This window comes from Ruegeria sp. BB6 (genome assembly GCF_056539385.1).
Genome location: NZ_JBQFUW010000006.1, coordinates 133,362 through 150,015, shown reverse-complemented (window position 1 = coordinate 150,015; position 16,654 = coordinate 133,362). Strand labels below are relative to the sequence as shown.

16 protein-coding genes are annotated in these 16,654 nt (G+C 57.9%); 7 read left to right on the top strand and 9 right to left on the bottom strand.

The annotated features are described in order from the left end of the window. Nucleotides 1-11: 11 nt before the first annotated feature. Genes ACR0B7_RS14960 through ACR0B7_RS14950 form a run of 3 tightly spaced genes read left to right on the top strand, consistent with a single transcriptional unit; the run spans nucleotide 12 to nucleotide 1,754 of the window. Entirely contained in the window at nucleotides 12-275 is a 264-nt protein-coding gene (locus tag ACR0B7_RS14960; protein WP_480681844.1) for a hypothetical protein, read from the top strand. 3 nt (nucleotides 276-278) lie between these two features. Beyond that, nucleotides 279-983, top strand: coding sequence for a hypothetical protein (locus tag ACR0B7_RS14955; protein ID WP_480681842.1), 705 nt, complete (start codon nucleotides 279-281; stop codon nucleotides 981-983). 9 nt (nucleotides 984-992) lie between these two features. Then, nucleotides 993-1,754 carry an HNH endonuclease gene (locus tag ACR0B7_RS14950; protein ID WP_480681841.1) on the top strand — a complete coding sequence of 254 codons (762 nt, stop codon included), beginning with the start codon at nucleotides 993-995 and terminating at the stop codon, nucleotides 1,752-1,754. Between the two features lie 144 nt (nucleotides 1,755-1,898). Here the strand turns inward: ACR0B7_RS14950 and gyrB are convergent, their stop codons facing one another. Both gyrB and ACR0B7_RS14940 read right to left on the bottom strand, forming a co-directional pair. Continuing rightward, entirely contained in the window at nucleotides 1,899-4,316 is a 2,418-nt protein-coding gene (gene gyrB, locus ACR0B7_RS14945) for a DNA topoisomerase (ATP-hydrolyzing) subunit B (RefSeq protein WP_170576853.1), read from the bottom strand. Nucleotides 4,317-4,418: 102 nt separating this feature from the next. Further along, nucleotides 4,419-4,991, bottom strand: a complete 573-nt coding sequence (locus ACR0B7_RS14940; protein ID WP_170486097.1) for a TetR/AcrR family transcriptional regulator — start codon at nucleotides 4,989-4,991, stop codon at nucleotides 4,419-4,421. Between the two features lie 100 nt (nucleotides 4,992-5,091). On the opposite strand from ACR0B7_RS14940, the gene ACR0B7_RS14935 reads away from it, so the two are divergent. Next, the gene (locus tag ACR0B7_RS14935) at nucleotides 5,092-5,658 is read left to right on the top strand and encodes a carboxymuconolactone decarboxylase family protein (RefSeq protein ID WP_170486098.1); all 567 of its coding nucleotides are present in this window, start codon (nucleotides 5,092-5,094) and stop codon (nucleotides 5,656-5,658) included. Here ACR0B7_RS14935 and recF read toward each other — a convergent pair. The 6 genes from recF to mutM form a co-directional block, all read right to left on the bottom strand. After that, complete coding sequence (gene recF / locus ACR0B7_RS14930; protein WP_170486099.1) at nucleotides 5,655-6,752, bottom strand: DNA replication/repair protein RecF; 1,098 nt, start codon at nucleotides 6,750-6,752, stop codon at nucleotides 5,655-5,657. The two genes, ACR0B7_RS14935 and recF, sit on opposite strands and share 4 nt — an antisense overlap. A 59-nt stretch (nucleotides 6,753-6,811) precedes the next feature. Further along, nucleotides 6,812-7,933, bottom strand: coding sequence for a DNA polymerase III subunit beta (gene dnaN, locus ACR0B7_RS14925; protein WP_170388731.1), 1,122 nt, complete (start codon nucleotides 7,931-7,933; stop codon nucleotides 6,812-6,814). 222 nt (nucleotides 7,934-8,155) lie between these two features. Beyond that, complete coding sequence (gene dnaA, locus ACR0B7_RS14920) at nucleotides 8,156-9,541, bottom strand: chromosomal replication initiator protein DnaA (RefSeq protein ID WP_170416223.1); 1,386 nt, start codon at nucleotides 9,539-9,541, stop codon at nucleotides 8,156-8,158. Nucleotides 9,542-10,090: 549 nt separating this feature from the next. Continuing rightward, nucleotides 10,091-10,354, bottom strand: coding sequence for a 30S ribosomal protein S20 (rpsT, locus tag ACR0B7_RS14915; protein WP_170388729.1), 264 nt, complete (start codon nucleotides 10,352-10,354; stop codon nucleotides 10,091-10,093). 233 nt (nucleotides 10,355-10,587) lie between these two features. After that, nucleotides 10,588-11,364, bottom strand: coding sequence for an enoyl-CoA hydratase (locus ACR0B7_RS14910; RefSeq protein ID WP_170388728.1), 777 nt, complete (start codon nucleotides 11,362-11,364; stop codon nucleotides 10,588-10,590). Nucleotides 11,365-11,430: 66 nt separating this feature from the next. Further along, a complete protein-coding gene (gene mutM, locus ACR0B7_RS14905) occupies nucleotides 11,431-12,282 on the bottom strand; it encodes a bifunctional DNA-formamidopyrimidine glycosylase/DNA-(apurinic or apyrimidinic site) lyase (RefSeq protein WP_170486100.1) in 852 nt (283 codons plus the stop codon). Nucleotides 12,283-12,368: 86 nt separating this feature from the next. Here mutM and ubiE point away from each other — a divergent pair, with 86 nt between their 5' ends. Then, complete coding sequence (gene ubiE / locus ACR0B7_RS14900) at nucleotides 12,369-13,121, top strand: bifunctional demethylmenaquinone methyltransferase/2-methoxy-6-polyprenyl-1,4-benzoquinol methylase UbiE (RefSeq protein WP_170486101.1); 753 nt, start codon at nucleotides 12,369-12,371, stop codon at nucleotides 13,119-13,121. Continuing rightward, the gene (gene ubiB, locus ACR0B7_RS14895; protein ID WP_170486102.1) at nucleotides 13,121-14,650 is read left to right on the top strand and encodes a 2-polyprenylphenol 6-hydroxylase; all 1,530 of its coding nucleotides are present in this window, start codon (nucleotides 13,121-13,123) and stop codon (nucleotides 14,648-14,650) included. Before ubiE ends, ubiB begins: the two co-directional genes overlap by 1 nt. 95 nt (nucleotides 14,651-14,745) lie before the next feature. On the opposite strand, the gene ACR0B7_RS14890 is transcribed toward ubiB, so the two are convergent. Next, complete coding sequence (locus tag ACR0B7_RS14890) at nucleotides 14,746-15,921, bottom strand: acetyl-CoA C-acyltransferase family protein (RefSeq protein WP_170486103.1); 1,176 nt, start codon at nucleotides 15,919-15,921, stop codon at nucleotides 14,746-14,748. A gap of 118 nt (nucleotides 15,922-16,039) precedes the next feature. On the opposite strand from ACR0B7_RS14890, the gene ACR0B7_RS14885 reads away from it, so the two are divergent. Next, a complete protein-coding gene (locus ACR0B7_RS14885) occupies nucleotides 16,040-16,603 on the top strand; it encodes an XRE family transcriptional regulator (protein WP_170486104.1) in 564 nt (187 codons plus the stop codon). The last annotated feature ends 51 nt before the right edge of the window (nucleotides 16,604-16,654 follow it).

The window sequence follows — 16,654 nt, the reverse complement described above, 5'->3', positions numbered from 1 at the left end:
CTAGACTTCCAGTGAAGGTGCTTCTGGTTTCTAGAACGGAAATTGATCCGCTCAAATCCGTGGTTACAGACGAATTCGGCTTGCAGTTACTCTACTGCAACCAACGCAATTACCCTCACCCGTCCCACATGGATAACCCCCCAGAGACTTTTCGCGTTTTGCTTTTTGAGGAAAAGAAAATCCGGCAACACGGCAAATACCGCACCAGCCGCCTGGTGCTAGAAGCCTGGGGCCGGATCGAGGCCAACGGCGATTTCAACGCGATGGGGATTTAGAGGATGGAATTCTTGCTGGCCGCGTTGTTCGTCCTCGCTTTGTTGGTCTTTTTGCTCTGGCTCTTACTGGCGCTAATCCTCCGTGGGGGGCGCCTGGTCGGTTGGGACACCAATATCTCGTTTGATCGCGCAGGACGCTTCATCGGGCAGAGCAATGTGCCAGGCCTTTCACCGATCCTGCGGTTCTATGCCGAAAGAAAGGTCGAACGGGAACGGCGCGAGGAGGAAGCGCAACGCAAAGAAGCCGAGGCCGAAGCCCGCGCGCGTGCAGAGCGCGACAAGGCCCAAAAGAAACATGATGCGCTGGTCGAACGGCCAATCCCCCCGGATATCAAGCGAGATATGCGCGCCTTTCTGGATGGCTCGTTCGTCGGTGAAGACCGCTCGCCCTTGGCCTATGTCGGATACAGGGTCGGAAAGACCCGAGGTCTCGCCAGTCGTGAAAGGCAAAGGCGGCTGGATGTCTGTTTCCGGATCGAGATCCCATCGGACCTTGATCCTAAATACCAGGGATGGGGCGCACCCGCGACGTACCAGCGGTTCCGATCAATCGAGAAGCATTTAAAGATGCTGGCAGACTTGCGGCGCGGTCGAAACAACCAAAGGTTTGCTGTCGCAGATTGGGAAGAAGACCGTGACTGGTTTCTGCGCGAGTACCGCGAACTGGCCGGATTGTTGCAGCGCCACCCTCCACGGCGTTACTGGTGAAGAATAGTTATGGCAATTGAGTTTCCCCAATCCTTTGTAACTTATTCCGCCAGCGAACAAGCGGCGTGGCAGAACGGCTTCCGCAAGAAACTCGGCCAAGAAGATGGGTGGGCGGCTTTCAGATCGACAACGGCGAAAGGAACTATTTTTCTGGCGTCGGACAGTATTAACGGATCTTGGTATGTCGCAATCGACCACCCAGGTGTTGCCGCGGAGCTTCCGTTTCCAAAAGCTTACGTCACACACCCCGGAATCGCCGCCTACAGCGCCGCACAGATGTCTGAGCTGTATCCGGTGCTAACACGCATCTACGAGCTGTCCGTGAGCCTACCAGACGGCCCTCTGGAGGAGTTTCAGGCTGCAACCGATGGTTTGCCGGAGAAAACCGAAGCAGAGCGGTTGGTCAAGCAGCGCATTGGTCAGGATATTTTCAGAAATCGTTTGATCTCCTATTGGCAGGGTCGCTGCCCGATTTCGGACATTTGTGACACTGAGCTCCTTAGAGCTTCACACATTAAGCCATGGAAAGACTGCGAAACTGATGCTGAACGGTTGGACGTCCACAACGGAATTTTGCTGTCAGCATTATGGGACGCAGCATTCGACAAGGGTCTGGTGACTTTCAAAGACGACGGGACACCTTGGTTTTCGAGTAAACTGTCCGCGCCGGCAATGAGCTCGTTGTCCGGACATTCCAAGCGGATCTCTGGTCTAACTGCTGGGCACAAGGAGAACCTGATCTGGCATCGCGATCAGGTGTTCAATCCTTGAGAAACTGAAATATATCCATCGGCACCCGCATAAGGCGATTTACTTGCTCTTCTCTGCACCATTATCGCGAAACAATGCAAACTTATGGGCAAATCTTGCAAACTTATGGGGTGCATGAAGGTTTGTGCGCGTCCCTACATCAGATCAGAAATCCAAGTTCTCAACGCTCAGTGCGTTTTTCTGGATGAACTCACGGCGGGGCTCCACCACATCGCCCATCAGCTTGGTAAACAGGTCGTCGGCCTCGACCATGTCATCCACGCGCACCTGCAACAGCGTGCGGGCATCCGGGTCCAGCGTGGTTTCCCATAGCTGATCGGGGTTCATCTCACCCAGACCCTTGTAGCGTTGTAGCGACAGACCCTTTTCGCCTTCTTCCAGAATGGCGCGCAGCAGGTCCAGCGGGCCGTGGATGGCTTGCATCCGATCGCGGCGGATCAGAGTGGCCGGGGTGTTGTAAACCTCTTGCAGGCTTTGGGTAAAGCTGCCGGTCTTGCGCGCCTCGCCCGAGCGCAGCATCGGGCCGTCCAGCGTACGCACCTCCTCAACGCCGCGCAGGATGCGGGCCAGACGGATGCCGTGATCCTGGGTGATACGGCCCTGCCAGCCACGTTCGTATTCCAGCGCGATCAGGTCCAGACGGACCGCAACTTTGTCGGCCACACCCTGCAGGTCAGCATCCACCGCGCCGGGAACAAAGGCTCCGGCGACGGCGGCCTGTTCCAGAATGTGACGTGGATAGTGCGTCGGAAAGGCGTCCAGTACACGTTTCAACTGACGCGCTTCGTCCACAACGCGGGTCAAGTCCTGCCCGACAATCTCCTCGCCCGAGCCAAGTTTCAGCACCGCGCCCTCGACGCCCTGATTGATCAGGTAATCGTCCAGAGCGGCCTGATCTTTCAGGTAAACCTCTGACTTGCCACGCGAAACCTTATAAAGCGGCGGCTGCGCGATATAAAGGTATCCACCCTCGATCAGCTCGGGCATTTGCCGGTAGAAGAAGGTCAGCAACAGCGTCCGAATATGCGCGCCGTCCACATCCGCATCGGTCATGATGACAATCTTGTGGTAGCGCAGCTTTTCGATGTTGAACTCATCGCGGCCAATACCGGTGCCCAGCGCCATGACCAGATTGCCGATTTCCTGAGATGACAACATCCGGTCAAACCGCGCACGTTCCACGTTCAGGATTTTCCCGCGCAGGGGCAGCACAGCCTGTGTCAAACGGTCCCGGCCCGTCTGGGCTGAACCACCGGCCGAGTCACCCTCAACCAGAAAGACTTCGGTCTTGGACGGGTCTTTTTCAGAACAGTCCTTCAACTTCCCGGCCAGATAGTTCACATCCATCGCCGTTTTACGGCGGGTCAGTTCGCGCGCCTTGCGCGCAGCTTCACGGGCCAGCGCCGCCTCGATGATCTTGCCGACAATCCCCTTGGCCTCATTCGGGTTTTCCTCGAACCACTCGGCCAGCTTTTCATTCATCAGACCTTCGACTGCCGGGCGCACCTCGGAGCTGACCAGTTTATCCTTGGTCTGGGATGAGAATTTCGGGTCCGGCACTTTCACCGACAGCACACAGGTCAGACCTTCGCGCGCGTCATCACCGGTAAAGCTGACCTTTTCCTTCTTCGCGATCCCGCTGGACTGCGCATAGTTGTTGATCGTCCGGGTCAGGGCGCCCCTGAAACCGGCCACATGCGTCCCGCCATCGCGCTGCGGGATGTTGTTGGTAAAAGGCAGCACCGTCTCGTGATAGCTGTCATTCCACCACATCGCGATCTCGACCCCGATATCGTCGCGCTCGCCCGTGATATAGATCGGCTCGGGCATCGCAGGTGTCTTGGACCGATCGAGATATTTGACGAACTCTTTAACGCCGCCCTCATAGAACAGCTCGGTCTCAAGCCTTTCAGCGGGGCGTTCGTCGATCAGGATAATCCGCACACCGGAATTCAAGAAGGCCAGCTCGCGCAGGCGCTTTTCAAGCGTCTCAAATGAATATTCGAGGTTCGAGAATGTATTGGTCGAGGCCAGAAACCGCACCTCGGTTCCCGTCCGGTCGCCACATTCGCCAACGACCTTCAGGTGTTCCGCCGTCTCGCCGCCTTCAAACCGCGCCACGTGTTCTTTACCGTTACGCCAGATGCGCAGCTCCAGCCAGTCGGACAAGGCGTTCACAACCGAAACACCCACGCCGTGCAGACCGCCCGACACCTTGTACGAGTTGCTGTCGAACTTACCGCCCGCGTGTAGCTGGGTCATGATGACCTCGGCGGCTGACACGCCTTCTTCGGGGTGAATATCCACCGGAATTCCACGACCATTGTCGCTGACCGAGACACTGGAATCGGCGTGAATTTTCACCGTCACATGGTCTGCGTGACCTGCCAGAGCTTCGTCAATTCCGTTGTCCACGACCTCATACACCATATGGTGCAGACCGGAACCGTCATCCGTGTCCCCGATATACATACCGGGGCGCTTGCGGACCGCCTCCAAGCCCTTGAGAACTTTAATGGAATCCGCGCCGTATTCTTGCGGTGCCTGTGCGTCTTCGGACATGCCGTTAGTACCTATATTATTTTGGTAACTTATACGTTTTCTGGTGGGGAATGTCACGCGATCCCACCAGATTTTGTGTTGCCGAGTGGCTTTTTCGGCAGATCAAAGCTGATCCAGGTCCGCCGCGATATCCGAGGCAATTTCCGCTGCGTTCACGTCCTGTCTTTCGGCCGACAAACGTAAGCCCAAAAGATCGGATTGATACCGCGCGGCCAACCGGTCAGGGTTATGATGCGCACCGATTTCTCCGGCCTCTTGCGCGCGCCGAAACAGAGTCGCAAAACAGTCCTTCATCGCCGACATGTGGCTGCTGGCCTGATCTGCCAGATCGTGCCCTCTGGCCTGTAGCTCGGCAAAGGTCTTGGCCAACATACAAGCACGCGCAGGCATTTCACTTGCGTCTATCACGACTTGCGGCTGCGCTTTTAACGCCTGCAATGGCCCCATTTCATCCGCCATCGCCATCAACCGCGACACGCCATCCTGCGCGTAACGCTCCAGACTCAGAGCGTAGAGCGCATCCTTCGACCCGAACGCAGCGTAGAAACTGCCGGGCTTGAGATTCAGTTCACGCTCAAGATCCTTCAGGGATGTTCCAGCCCACCCCTGCCGCCAAAAGATATCCCTTGCCTGCGCAATCAGCGCGTCACGGTCATATGAAGGTTTGCGCGGCATTGACTTCACCAATTCTTGAACGTTCACTCAAATATATACTTGAGTGATCACTCAAGAAAGCCTAAATACGACTCACCGCACCAGAAACAGGAGCTTTGACATGGCAAACTTCCCCTCTCATGACCTTGAAACCGCCCCAGAAGGGTCCAAACCGCTGCTTGAGAAATCGCAGGCCGCGTTTGGCCGCCTGCCCGGCCTGCATAAAGTGATGGCCGAAAGCCCCCAGCACCTGGAAGGCTATCAGGTTCTGCACCACCTGTTCCTGCAGACCGATTTTGACAATGACGAGAAAACCGTTGTCTGGCAGACCATCAATGTCGAAAACGAATGCCACTACTGCGTGCCAGCCCATACCGGTATTGCCAAGATGATGAAGGTCTCGGACGAGATCATCGAAGCCCTGCGCAACGAGACTCCGCTGCCGTCCGCCAAGCTCGAGGCGCTGCGGACCTTTACGCTGCAAATGATGGAAACCCGTGGCAACCCGTCCGAGGCACAGCTTCAGGCGTTCTTTGACGCAGGTTATTCGCACCGAGCAATTCTGGATGTTGTTCTGGGTCTGGCGCAGAAAACCATGTCGAACTACGTCAACCACATGGCCCAAACACCTGTTGATCAGGTCATGCGCGGCTTCCTGTGGGAACGCAAAGTCGCCGAGCCCGCCTAACCGCTAACGACCGAGCCCTCGTCGCCTTCGTTCACGATCAGCGTCTGGGCCCGGTCCGCCAATTCAGCAAACAGCTCAGGCCCGGTGCCCGTCATCCAGGCCTGAGCACCCAGTGCGCAAATCTCATCATACAGCGCCGCCCGCCGCCCCGCATCCAGATGGGCGGCAACCTCATCCAGCAATACGATCGGAGGCGCGCCCACCATCCCCGCCAATGCCCGCGCATTGGACAGAATCAGCGAGACCAACAGCGCTTTTTGTTCCCCGGTTGAACAATCCTTGGCCGGAACGCCCTTGGCCGCGAACACACCATACAGATCCGACCGGTGCGGCCCCACCAAAGTTCGCCCTGCCGCCAGATCGCGGAACCGGCTTTCGTTCAGCGCTTCGCGCAGGTCCTCCACCGTTTCCGGCATTGCACCTTCGGATTGCACCAGCTCCAGATCAGCCGAAGGAAAAGCAGTTTCCGCCTGGCCCTGCGCCGCGCGCAGATGATCCAGCGCAGCCAGACGCGCGGAGTGGATACGATACCCGGTCTCGGCCATTTGCCCTTCTAGCGCAGCATACCAATGGGCATCGCGCACCTGCTCTTTCAGCAAGCGGTTCCTTTCGCGCATGGATTTCTCATAAGTCAACGAAGCCTCGGCGTGAGAGGGATCAAAACTCAGCGCGATACGATCCAGAAACCGCCGCCGCCCCTCGGCCCCTTCGATCCACAGCCGGTCCATTGAGGGGATCAGCCAGACAACCCGCGCCAGCTTTCCCAAGTCAACCTGACTGGCCGCCTTGCCATCAATCCGAACCTGCCGCGCAGCGCCACCTTCGGACCATGTCTCGATCTCGTAGTTCTGCCCCTGCGCCTCCAACAGCCCGGACAGCTTCCACCCCAGCGCCTCGGGCCGCCGGGTCATCTCAGCCGCACTCGCCCGCCGCATCCCACGACCGGGTGAGAACAACGAAACCGCTTCAAGGATGTTGGTTTTACCGGCCCCGTTGGGACCATGGATCGCAACCGGTCGCCCGTCCAGCGACAACCGCGCCAGCTTGTGCGACCGAAAATGCGAGACCGTAAGCTCGGTCAGGGCCAATCCCATGACCCCACCCTTCTTCTGTTCAAAAATACTTCCGCCGGAGGCATCGCGCGCCAGCGCGATCAGACACGCATCGGCATGACCACATAGACCGCGCTCTGGTCATTGCCTTCGCGCATCAGGGTCGGGTCACCAGCCGAGTTGAACAGGAACACCGCATTCTCACGATCGACCTGAGAGGCAATCTCGAGCAGGTATTTCGCGTTGAACCCAATCTCAAGCCGTTCGTCACCATAGGCCACTGCCAGCTCTTCCTCGGCGGCACCGCTGTCAGGCGCATTGACCGACAGAACCAGCTTGTCTGCGTCCAGTTGCAACTTCACAGCGCGTGACCGCTCGGATGAAACGGTCGCAACGCGATCCACGGCCTGCGCGAATTCAGCTGCATCGACTTCCAGTTGGCGCGTGTTGCCCTGCGGGATGACGCGCGTGTAATCGGGGAAAGTACCGTCGATCACCTTGGATGTCAGGGTGATGTCGGGTGTGGCAAATCGAACCTTGGTTTCGCTGACCGAGACCGCGATATCCATCTCATCATCATCCAGCAGCTTACGCAGCTCACCCACGGTCTTACGCGGCACGATGACGCCCGGCATGTTCGCAGCACCATCCGGCAGGTCTGCATCAATACGCGCAAGGCGGTGACCGTCGGTGGCGACACAGCGCAGAACCTTGCCGCCTTCTGAGCCATCGGCAACGTGCATGTACACACCATTCAGGTAGTAGCGTGTTTCTTCCGTCGAGATGGCAAATTTCGATTTATCGAATAACCGCCGCAGCAACGCCGCCGACGCCGTGAAATTCGATTGGTACTCAGACGATGCCATGACCGGGAAGTCTTCTTTCGGCAGGGTCGCCAGCGAGAAGTTGGACCGTCCAGCCTCAACCGTCAGACGCCCGGCCGCGCTGTCGGCCGTGAGCGTCACCAACGCCCCATCCGGCAGTTTTCGCACGATCTCATGCAGGGTCGTGGCCGCGACAGTTGTCGCACCGGCCTTTTCCACCTGCGCAGACGCCTTGTCGACAACCTCGATATCCAGATCGGTGGCGCGGAACATGGCCTGATCGCCTTCGGCCTCGATCAGCACGTTCGCAAGTATGGGAATGGTGTTACGCCGTTCGACAACAGATTGGGCCTGTGAAACGGCCTTGAGAAGGGTGCCGCGTTCGATGCTGATCTTCATACCCTCAATTCCTTTGACTTGCGTGCCGAAATGGGCGGGACTGGCACGTTACCGTTTCCACCCTGAGGCACAAGGATTTTTTATGGATTACTGAGTCGGATTGCCCAAAGGGTCAAGAGGCGCGTGACCAAGCGGGCACAGTTCCTGCGCGACCGTGGATTATAGCGCACAAGAAAACGCCCCGCGCGTGAGGGGCCGGGGCGTTTTCTGGATGAACCGAATTCAGGCTTCCAGAGAGCGGCGCAGCATCTCTACGTCTTCGGCGATCTGGCCGTCGGTCGTCTTCAGTTCTTCAATCCGTTTGACACCGTGCATGACCGTGGTGTGGTCGCGCCCGCCAAAACGACGGCCAATCTCGGGCAGGGACCGGCTGGTGAGTTGCTTGCACAGATACATCGCCACCTGACGTGGGCGCGCATAAGACCGCAAACGCTTGGGGCCGATGATGTCGGACAGGCGGATGTTGTAGTATTCCGAAACTTTTCGCTGGATTTCCTCGACGGTGATCTTGCGCTCGGACGCGCGCAGCACATCGGCCAAGCAGTCCTGCGTCAGCTCCATATCGATTTCACGACCCACCAGCGACGCAAAAGCGAACAGTCGAGTCAACGCACCTTCGAGAACACGCACATTGGTCGAGATGCGATGGGCCAGAAACTCCAGAACACCATCCGTTATGGTCAGGTCGGGATAGGTGCTGCTGTATTGCTGCACCTTGTTTTGCAGGATTCCCAGCCGCAGTTCATAGTCGGTCGGGTGAAGATCGACCACCAAGCCACATTGCAAACGCGACTTCACGCGGTCTTCCAGATCCTTGATCTCGCCGGGCGCGCGGTCGGCTGAGATGATGATCTGTTTGTTCTGGTCCACCAGCGCGTTGAAGGTGTGAAAGAACTCCTCTTGCGTCGAATCCTTGCCGGCGATGAACTGCACATCGTCCACCATCAGGACATCGACCGAACGGAACAGGTGCTTGAAGTCCATCATGCGGCGTTCGCGCAGAGCCTGCACAAAGCGATACATGAACTGTTCCGCCGACAGGTAAAGCACGTTCAGATCGGGGCGTTTTGTTTTCAGCTCCCACGCGATGGCGTGCATCAGGTGGGTCTTACCCAAGCCGACGCCACCATAAAGAACAAGCGGATTGAAGGTCACGGGACCACCTTCAGAGACGCGACGCGCAGCGGCGTGGGCCAGTTCGTTTGGTTTGCCGACAACAAAAGTGTCAAAGGTAAAGCGTGCATCCAAAGGCGCCGCCTGCAGCGATTCGAGCGCATCATTGGCAACCTCGGCCACCTGCGGCGCGGGTGCCTCATGCAACGCAACCGGCGCGGTTTCCGCTTCGACGGACGGTCGGGCCGGAGAATTTGCCGCGACCCGGAACGCCAGACGCTGAACAGGCTCGCCCGCCGTATTCAACTCATACAAGATGAGATCTGCAAAGTTCTGGCTAACATAATTGCCCATAAAATTGGTCGGCACCGAAAATACAGCCACGCCATCCTGCAGCTCTTGGAATTCAAGAGGTTCAATCCAGGTTGTGTAGTTGTTCTTTCCGATCGCCTTGAGCAGTTTGTTACGCAGTAGTCCCCATTTTTCTTGTGTCATTAAGCGCCTCACGCATCCCATTCTTTATTGGCCTGTCGGCCTTATTACTATGTTCCGGTTGCCCGGTTGACGTGTTCACACGCAACAGAGCACCCATCCGCCAAATCGTAATGATCTGGCGATTACTCCATAGAAAGTCGGCACTTGCCGGCGTTCTGGCGTCCCTAAAGGGCACACCCCAACATCCGGGTTGCGCGTCGCAATCTCTTTTTTAGACAGGGCTGGGACGCCTGGATGTACCAAGTCCCACAGCAGATCAGCAAACCGACTTTACCGGTTGCCAACATTCGTTCCTGATCATCCTGATGCCCGTCAGTTTGATCGCTGGAACAGCCTGTCCCCCCAAGCGAGTGAATCGATGAATCAGTGGTAACAAGAGGGTGAGGTTCCCGGCAACGAAACTCTGATATTGACTCGTGTCTGAGCGCGAAAGAATCTCTTGGCTTCGCCAAGCGCGGTATTCTGGCAACAGCAAAAAGGGCGCCGCACTGCGCGACGCCCTTCAAATTAGTTCAGCCTTTCTTACGTGACCTAAAGTCAGCGAAAGACTCAGCCCAGCGCTTTGACGCGAGCCGACAGACGCGACATTTTCCGCGAAGCTGTGTTCTTGTGATAAACGCCTTTGGTGACGCCGCGCATCAGCTCGGGCTGAGCTGCGCGCAGAGCTGCGGTTGCAGCGTCTTTGTCGCCGGATGCGATCGCTTCTTCTACTTTACGCAGGTAGGTGCGGATGCGCGAACGACGTGCTTTGTTGATTGCGAAACGCTTCTCGTTCTGACGAGCGCGCTTTTTTGCCTGGGGCGAATTAGCCATGTGTATCTCTGACCTTTGTACGGTGCGGTTATCTGGGGTCGCGCGTCACGGAAATCTCCGCACCGGATCAGGGATCACGAGTGTGATTCTGGCCAAAGCGGGCCGCACGCGCATGTATAGCGGCGTTTACTATCCAAGTTGCAGGGGTTTGCCAAGCAGATTCTGCGTGGCCATATTCGGACATGAAAAAGGCGGGACATCGCCCGCCTGTTCCGATCCAGCAGAGGCGCCGATTATTTGTCGCGGAACTGCGCAGCGCGCTTTTCCAGAAAGGCGGCCATGCCTTCCTTTTGATCTTCGGTCGCGAACATCGAATGGAATACCCGACGCTCGAACAGCATCCCCTCGCTCAGCGGCAGCTCATAGCTGCGATTGACGGCTTCTTTCGCGGCCATCGTGCTCAACTGGGACTTTTCTGCAATCTTCTGCGCCGCGCTCGTCGCTTCTTCCAGAAGTTTCTTGGCGGGAACAACTCGGCTGACCAGCCCTGCGCGTTCCGCTTCTTCGGCATCCATGAAGCGACCGGTCAGGTTCATGTCCATGGATTTAGATTTGCCGACAAACCGCGTCAGGCGCTGGCTTCCGCCCAGACCTGCAATAACGCCGAGGTTAATTTCTGGCTGCCCGAACTTGGCCGTGTCCGCCGCAATAATGAAATCGCACAACATCGCCAGTTCACATCCACCGCCCAGCGCATAGCCGGCAACAGCCGCAATTACAGGTTTGCGAATTGCGCTGATCCGATCATTCACATCGGCAAACAGGTTCTTTGTATAAACGTCGACAAAGTTCATCTCGGACATCTCTTTGATATCCGCGCCGGCGGCAAAAGCCTTGTCTGAGCCTGTGATGATGATGCAGCGCACCTTGTCGTTTTGATCCGCTTCTTCCAGCGCGGTACACAGTTCCTGCGTCAGTTGCGAGTTCAGTGCATTCAGCGCGTCTGGTCTATCAAGTTTGATAAGAGCGACGTGGTCTTCGATTTCGACGATGATCGTCTCAAAAGCCATGAGGTGTAAGCTTCCGGTTGTTCCGTTCAGATACGATTCCTTATCACGCGAAAAAGCTGGATCAAGTTATCTTTGGCATTTGCCGCAATAGAAGGATGAACGACCGGACTGCGTGACTCTTTTTATGGCACTTCCACAACCGTCCGTTCGGCAGGGTTCCCCCTCGCGCCCGTAAACATCAAAGCGATGCTGAAAATATCCAAGTTCTCCATCGGCTTGGCGGAAATCCCGCAGCGAAGAACCGCCGGCTTCGATAGCATCCGCAAGCACCTGCCGGATGATCGGAACCATGGCCGCGACGCGCTGAGCAGAAATCTGTCCGGCTTTGCGACGTGGCGACACTCTGGCGCGATAAAGCGCTTCACAGACGTAGATATTTCCCAATCCGGCAACGATTCCCTGATCCAAAAGTGCAGACTTGACCGGAGTGTTCTTTCCTCGGAAAGCTTCGATCAGGTGTTGTTCATGAAAATCATTGCCCAGGGGTTCGGGTCCAAGGACCGATAGCAGCTTGTGCGTCTCTGCCGTCTTTGTCGGCAGCAAATCCATCGCTCCGAACCGGCGTGGGTCGTTGAATGTGACACGTGCGCCATTGGCCATATGGAACACAACATGATCATGTTTTTCCGGCATCGGGTGGTCATGCACGAACTGCCCCAACGGGTCACCCGACACTGTCATCCGCCCCGACATACCCAGATGAATCAGCAAAGTCTCTCCGCTGCTGAGGTCAGCCAGTATGTATTTCGAGCGTCGTCGCAGCCGATCCACCCTTTGCCCGGTCAACCGTTCCGCCATCCGCTCGGGGAATGGCCAGCGCAGGTCAGGCCGATTCACATCAGCGCGTTCGATCACCACGCCCTCCATCGCCGGGGACAAGCCGCGTCTTACTGTCTCGACCTCGGGCAATTCGGGCATTACATGGCTCCTAATCCAAAGGGCCGCATTGTGCCCGATACCAATGGCCCTATAACAGAGACGAAATTCGACAAACGGCAAGGCAAATGTCCGACAGCAACGACAAGACCACTCATTTCGGGTTTGAAACCGTGCGCGAGGCTGAAAAGGCCGGGCGTGTGCAGGGTGTGTTCAACTCGGTCGCCTCGAAATATGACGTGATGAACGATGTCATGTCGATGGGTATCCACCGGGTCTGGAAAGACGCGATGATGGACTGGCTGGCCCCGCGCCCCGGTCAGCGACTGCTGGACGTGGCAGGCGGGACCGGAGACATTTCCTTCCGCTTCCTCAAACGCGCGGGCCATGGTCACGCCACCGTTCTGGACCTGACCGAGCCGATGCTGGTCGAAGGCCGCCAACGCGCCGAAGCCGATCAGATGTCGGACAGCCTGAACTGGGTGGTGGGCGACGCCATGTCCCTGCCGTTCGAGGACAACACGTTCGACGTCTACACCATTTCCTTCGGCATCCGGAACGTGACGCGCCCGCAAGAGGCGCTGAACGAAGCTTACCGCGTGCTGAAGCCCGGCGGCCGCCTGATGGTGCTGGAATTCAGCCAGTTGCCCAATGACGGGCTGCAAAAGCTCTATGATCTCTACAGTTTCAACGTCATCCCACGCATGGGCAAGCTGATCGCCAATGACTATGACAGCTATCAGTATCTGGTTGAATCGATCCGCAAATTCCCCGATCAGGAAACCTTCCTCGACATGGTCTGCGCCGCCGGGTTTGATAACGCCAAGTACCGCAATCTGAGTATGGGCATTGCCGCCTTGCATTCCGGCTGGAAAATCTGATGCGCGGTCCACACAATATCATCCGCCTGATCCGCACAGGCGCCACATTCGAGCGCACAGGCGCCATGAACGTGGTGCTTGACGCATTCGAGGCACCAAAAGCGCTACGCGTCCTCGCTCATACATTGGGGAAACCGTTCCAATGGCTGGGGTATAAGGGCGACCCGTCGATGCCCCCCGCCACCCGAGCACTCACGGCACTGGGTCCGGCGTATATCAAGTTTGGTCAGGTTCTCTCGACGCGGCCCGATGTCGTGGGCAACGAACTGGCAGAACAACTGCGCGTCCTGCAGGACAAGCTGCCCCCCTTTTCCAAGGCCGAGGCTATGGCCGAGGTCGAAAAAGAACTTGGCCAACCCGTGGCCGACATATTCGACGAGTTCAGTGAACCGATCGCCGCGGCGTCGATTGCCCAAGTCCACAAGGCGAAACTGTCCAGCACGGGCGAGGATGTCGCCGTCAAAGTCCTGCGCCCCGGAATCGAGCGCGCCTTCCGCAAGGATGTCGACGCCTTCTACTTCGCCGCGCGTATCGTGCAACTATTTGCCCCCGGTGCGCGGAGACTGCGCCCGATGGAAGTAATCGAACATTTCGACGGCGTCGTGCGCGGTGAGCTGGATCTGCGACTCGAAAGTGCCGCCGCCTCGGAATATGCCGCCAACACCAAGAACGACACCGGCTTCTGGCTGCCCCCAGTGGTTTGGTCCCTATCGGCTCGCCGCGTCATGACCCTCAGTTGGGCAGACGGCATCCCGCTGGGCGACAATGACGCGCTGGATGCCGCCAATCACAATCGCCGCGATCTGGGCGAACGTGTCCTACGCCTGTTCCTCATGCACGCCCTGCGCGACGGCTATTTCCACGCCGATATGCACCAGGGCAACCTCAAGGTCGCCGCCAATGGCGATATCATCGCCTATGACTACGGCATCATGGGCCATATCGATGAATACACTCGCCGGGTTTACGCGGAAATCCTCTTTGGCTTCATCCGTCGCGACTACAAACGCGTGGCCGAGGTCCATTTCGAGGCCGGCTACGTCCCCGCCAATCAGGACGTCGACGAATTCGCCCGCGCCCTGCGCGCTGTGGGTGAACCGATCTTCGGGATGGACGCCACCCACATCTCGATGGGCCGCCTGCTGAATTACCTGTTTGAAGTCACCGAACGCTTCGGCATGGAAACCCGGACCGAGCTGATCCTGCTGCAACGCACAATGGTTGTGGTCGAAGGTGTTGCACGCTCACTGGACCCACATATCAACATCTGGGAAGTCGCCCGGCCCGTGGTCGAGGATTACATCAAGCAATCTATCGGCCCGCGCGCGGCAGTGCGCGACTTCGGAAAAACGGCCATGGTTCTGGCCCGCTTCGGCCCTCGCCTGCCCGCTCTGGTGGAAAACGCGCTGATCGCACAAACCCAGAAGGACGAGCCCAAAAACACCCGCTTCTGGTCAACGGCCCTTCCCGCAACCATCGGCGCAGCCGCAGGCGCAGCTCTTGTTCTGATCGTGACGGCGCTCAGCTAAAATCGATCCGTCCCTTCATCTGGCCAAAAATATCCTCGGGGGGAATCGCGCCACGGCGCGATGGGGGGCAGACAGCCCCCCAGCAACATCTCAAATCAGAGCAGCTCAAAGGCAATGGCGATCCCCTGACCGCCGCCGATGCACATCGTCACCAGACCTTTGGACCCACCGATCCGCTCCAGCTCATACAGTGCTTTCAGCGTGATGATCGCACCGGTCGCCCCCACAGGGTGACCCAACGCAATCGCACCGCCATTCGGGTTGACCTTGGCGGTGTCCAGCCCCAGTTTGTTATTGACGGCGATTGCCTGCGACGCGAAGGCTTCGTTGCTTTCGATTACGTCGAAGTCCTCAACCGACAAACCGGTGCGCGCCAGCAGGTTCTGTACCGCAGGCACCGGACCGATTCCCATCACTTCGGGCCGCACACCCGCGTGGCCATAGCCCAGAATTCGCGCTTTCGGCTTCAGGCCCGCTTTCTCAGCCGCGTCCGCCGTCGCCAGAACCATCGCAGCCGCACCGTCATTAATGCCCGAGGCATTCCCCGCCGTCACCCGGCCATCTTTCTTGAACGCTGGACGCAACCCTGCCAGCGCCTCTGCCGAGGTCTGTTTCGGGTGTTCGTCGACCATAAAATCCACCATGTCGCGCTTGACCTTGACCTGAACCGGCGTGATCTGGCTTTGGAAATACCCGGCCTCAATCGCAGCAGCGGCACGGGTCTGGCTGGTCAGTGCAAACGCATCCATCTGTTCGCGCGTCACCTGATGTTCGTCGGCGACGTTTTCGGCCGTAACACCCATGTGCCCGGTTCCAAAGGGGCAGTTCAGCGCGCCCAGCATCATGTCCAGCGATGTGACGTCGCCCATTTTCGCGCCCCAACGCGCCTGCGGAACGATGTACGGGCTGCGCGACATGCTCTCTGCACCACCGGCGACGGCAAATTCTGCATCCCCCAACATCAGCGACTGCACTGCCGACACAATCGCCTGGGCACCGGACCCGCACAGGCGGTTCACGTTCATCGCAGGTGTTTCAACCGGAATACCCGCTTGTTTTGCGGCGGCACGAGACAGGTACATATCGCGCGGTTCGGTGTTGATCACATGCCCAAAAACCACGTTGCCGATCTGCGCGGCCTCGACCCCGGATCTTTCCATCGCGGCCTCGGTCACAACAGTCGCCAGATCAATCGGCGCGGTCGAGGCCAATGCCCCGCCAAAGGTTCCAACCGCAGTGCGGGCGCCATCAAGAATGACGATATCTTTCATGTCTCTTCTCCTCTTGGATTTGGCGGCACTATGCATTCGTCAGGTTAAGCTGTCCCATGGGACGTACCGTCACAAGCGGAATTGACATCACATCCCGAAAGGCGCATGAGATTCCGTCATGACGGAAAGATCAGACGATATCCTGACACGCCTGCCCGCCCGCCTGAAAGAAGCGCGCCGCGCCAAGGGGCTGTCCCTCGAAGCCGTGGCCAATCTCAGCGGTGTGTCCCGGTCCATGGTCAGCCAGATCGAGCGGGGCGAAAGCAGCCCCACCATCTCGACCCTGTGGAACCTGACCCGCGCCCTTCAAGTGGATTTTGCAGGTCTTCTAGAGGAAGCCGACAGCGCTGATCAGATCGAGGTTCTACGCAGCGCAGAAGTGCCCAGCATCGACAATATGGGCCAGAACTGCCGAATTCGGATTCTTTCCCCGCCCGAAGAAGCAGGCGGTCACGAAGTCTATGACATCCACTTTGAGCAAAACGGCGGATTGACCAGCCCACCCCACGCGCGGGGCGCGCGTGAACAACTGACCGTGCTCGAAGGCTCTGTTCGCGTGACATCCGGTTCCGCCATCCGCGATCTGAAACAGGGTGATACGGCGCGATACGCCGCTGACGTTGCCCATTCGATCACGGCCGAAGGCGCTGCAAGGGTTTTTCTGATCGTCAAAAACGCCTGAGCCGGCAAAAATCCGCCTTCACGGAATTTTTTCCGTCATTTTGAAAATCCC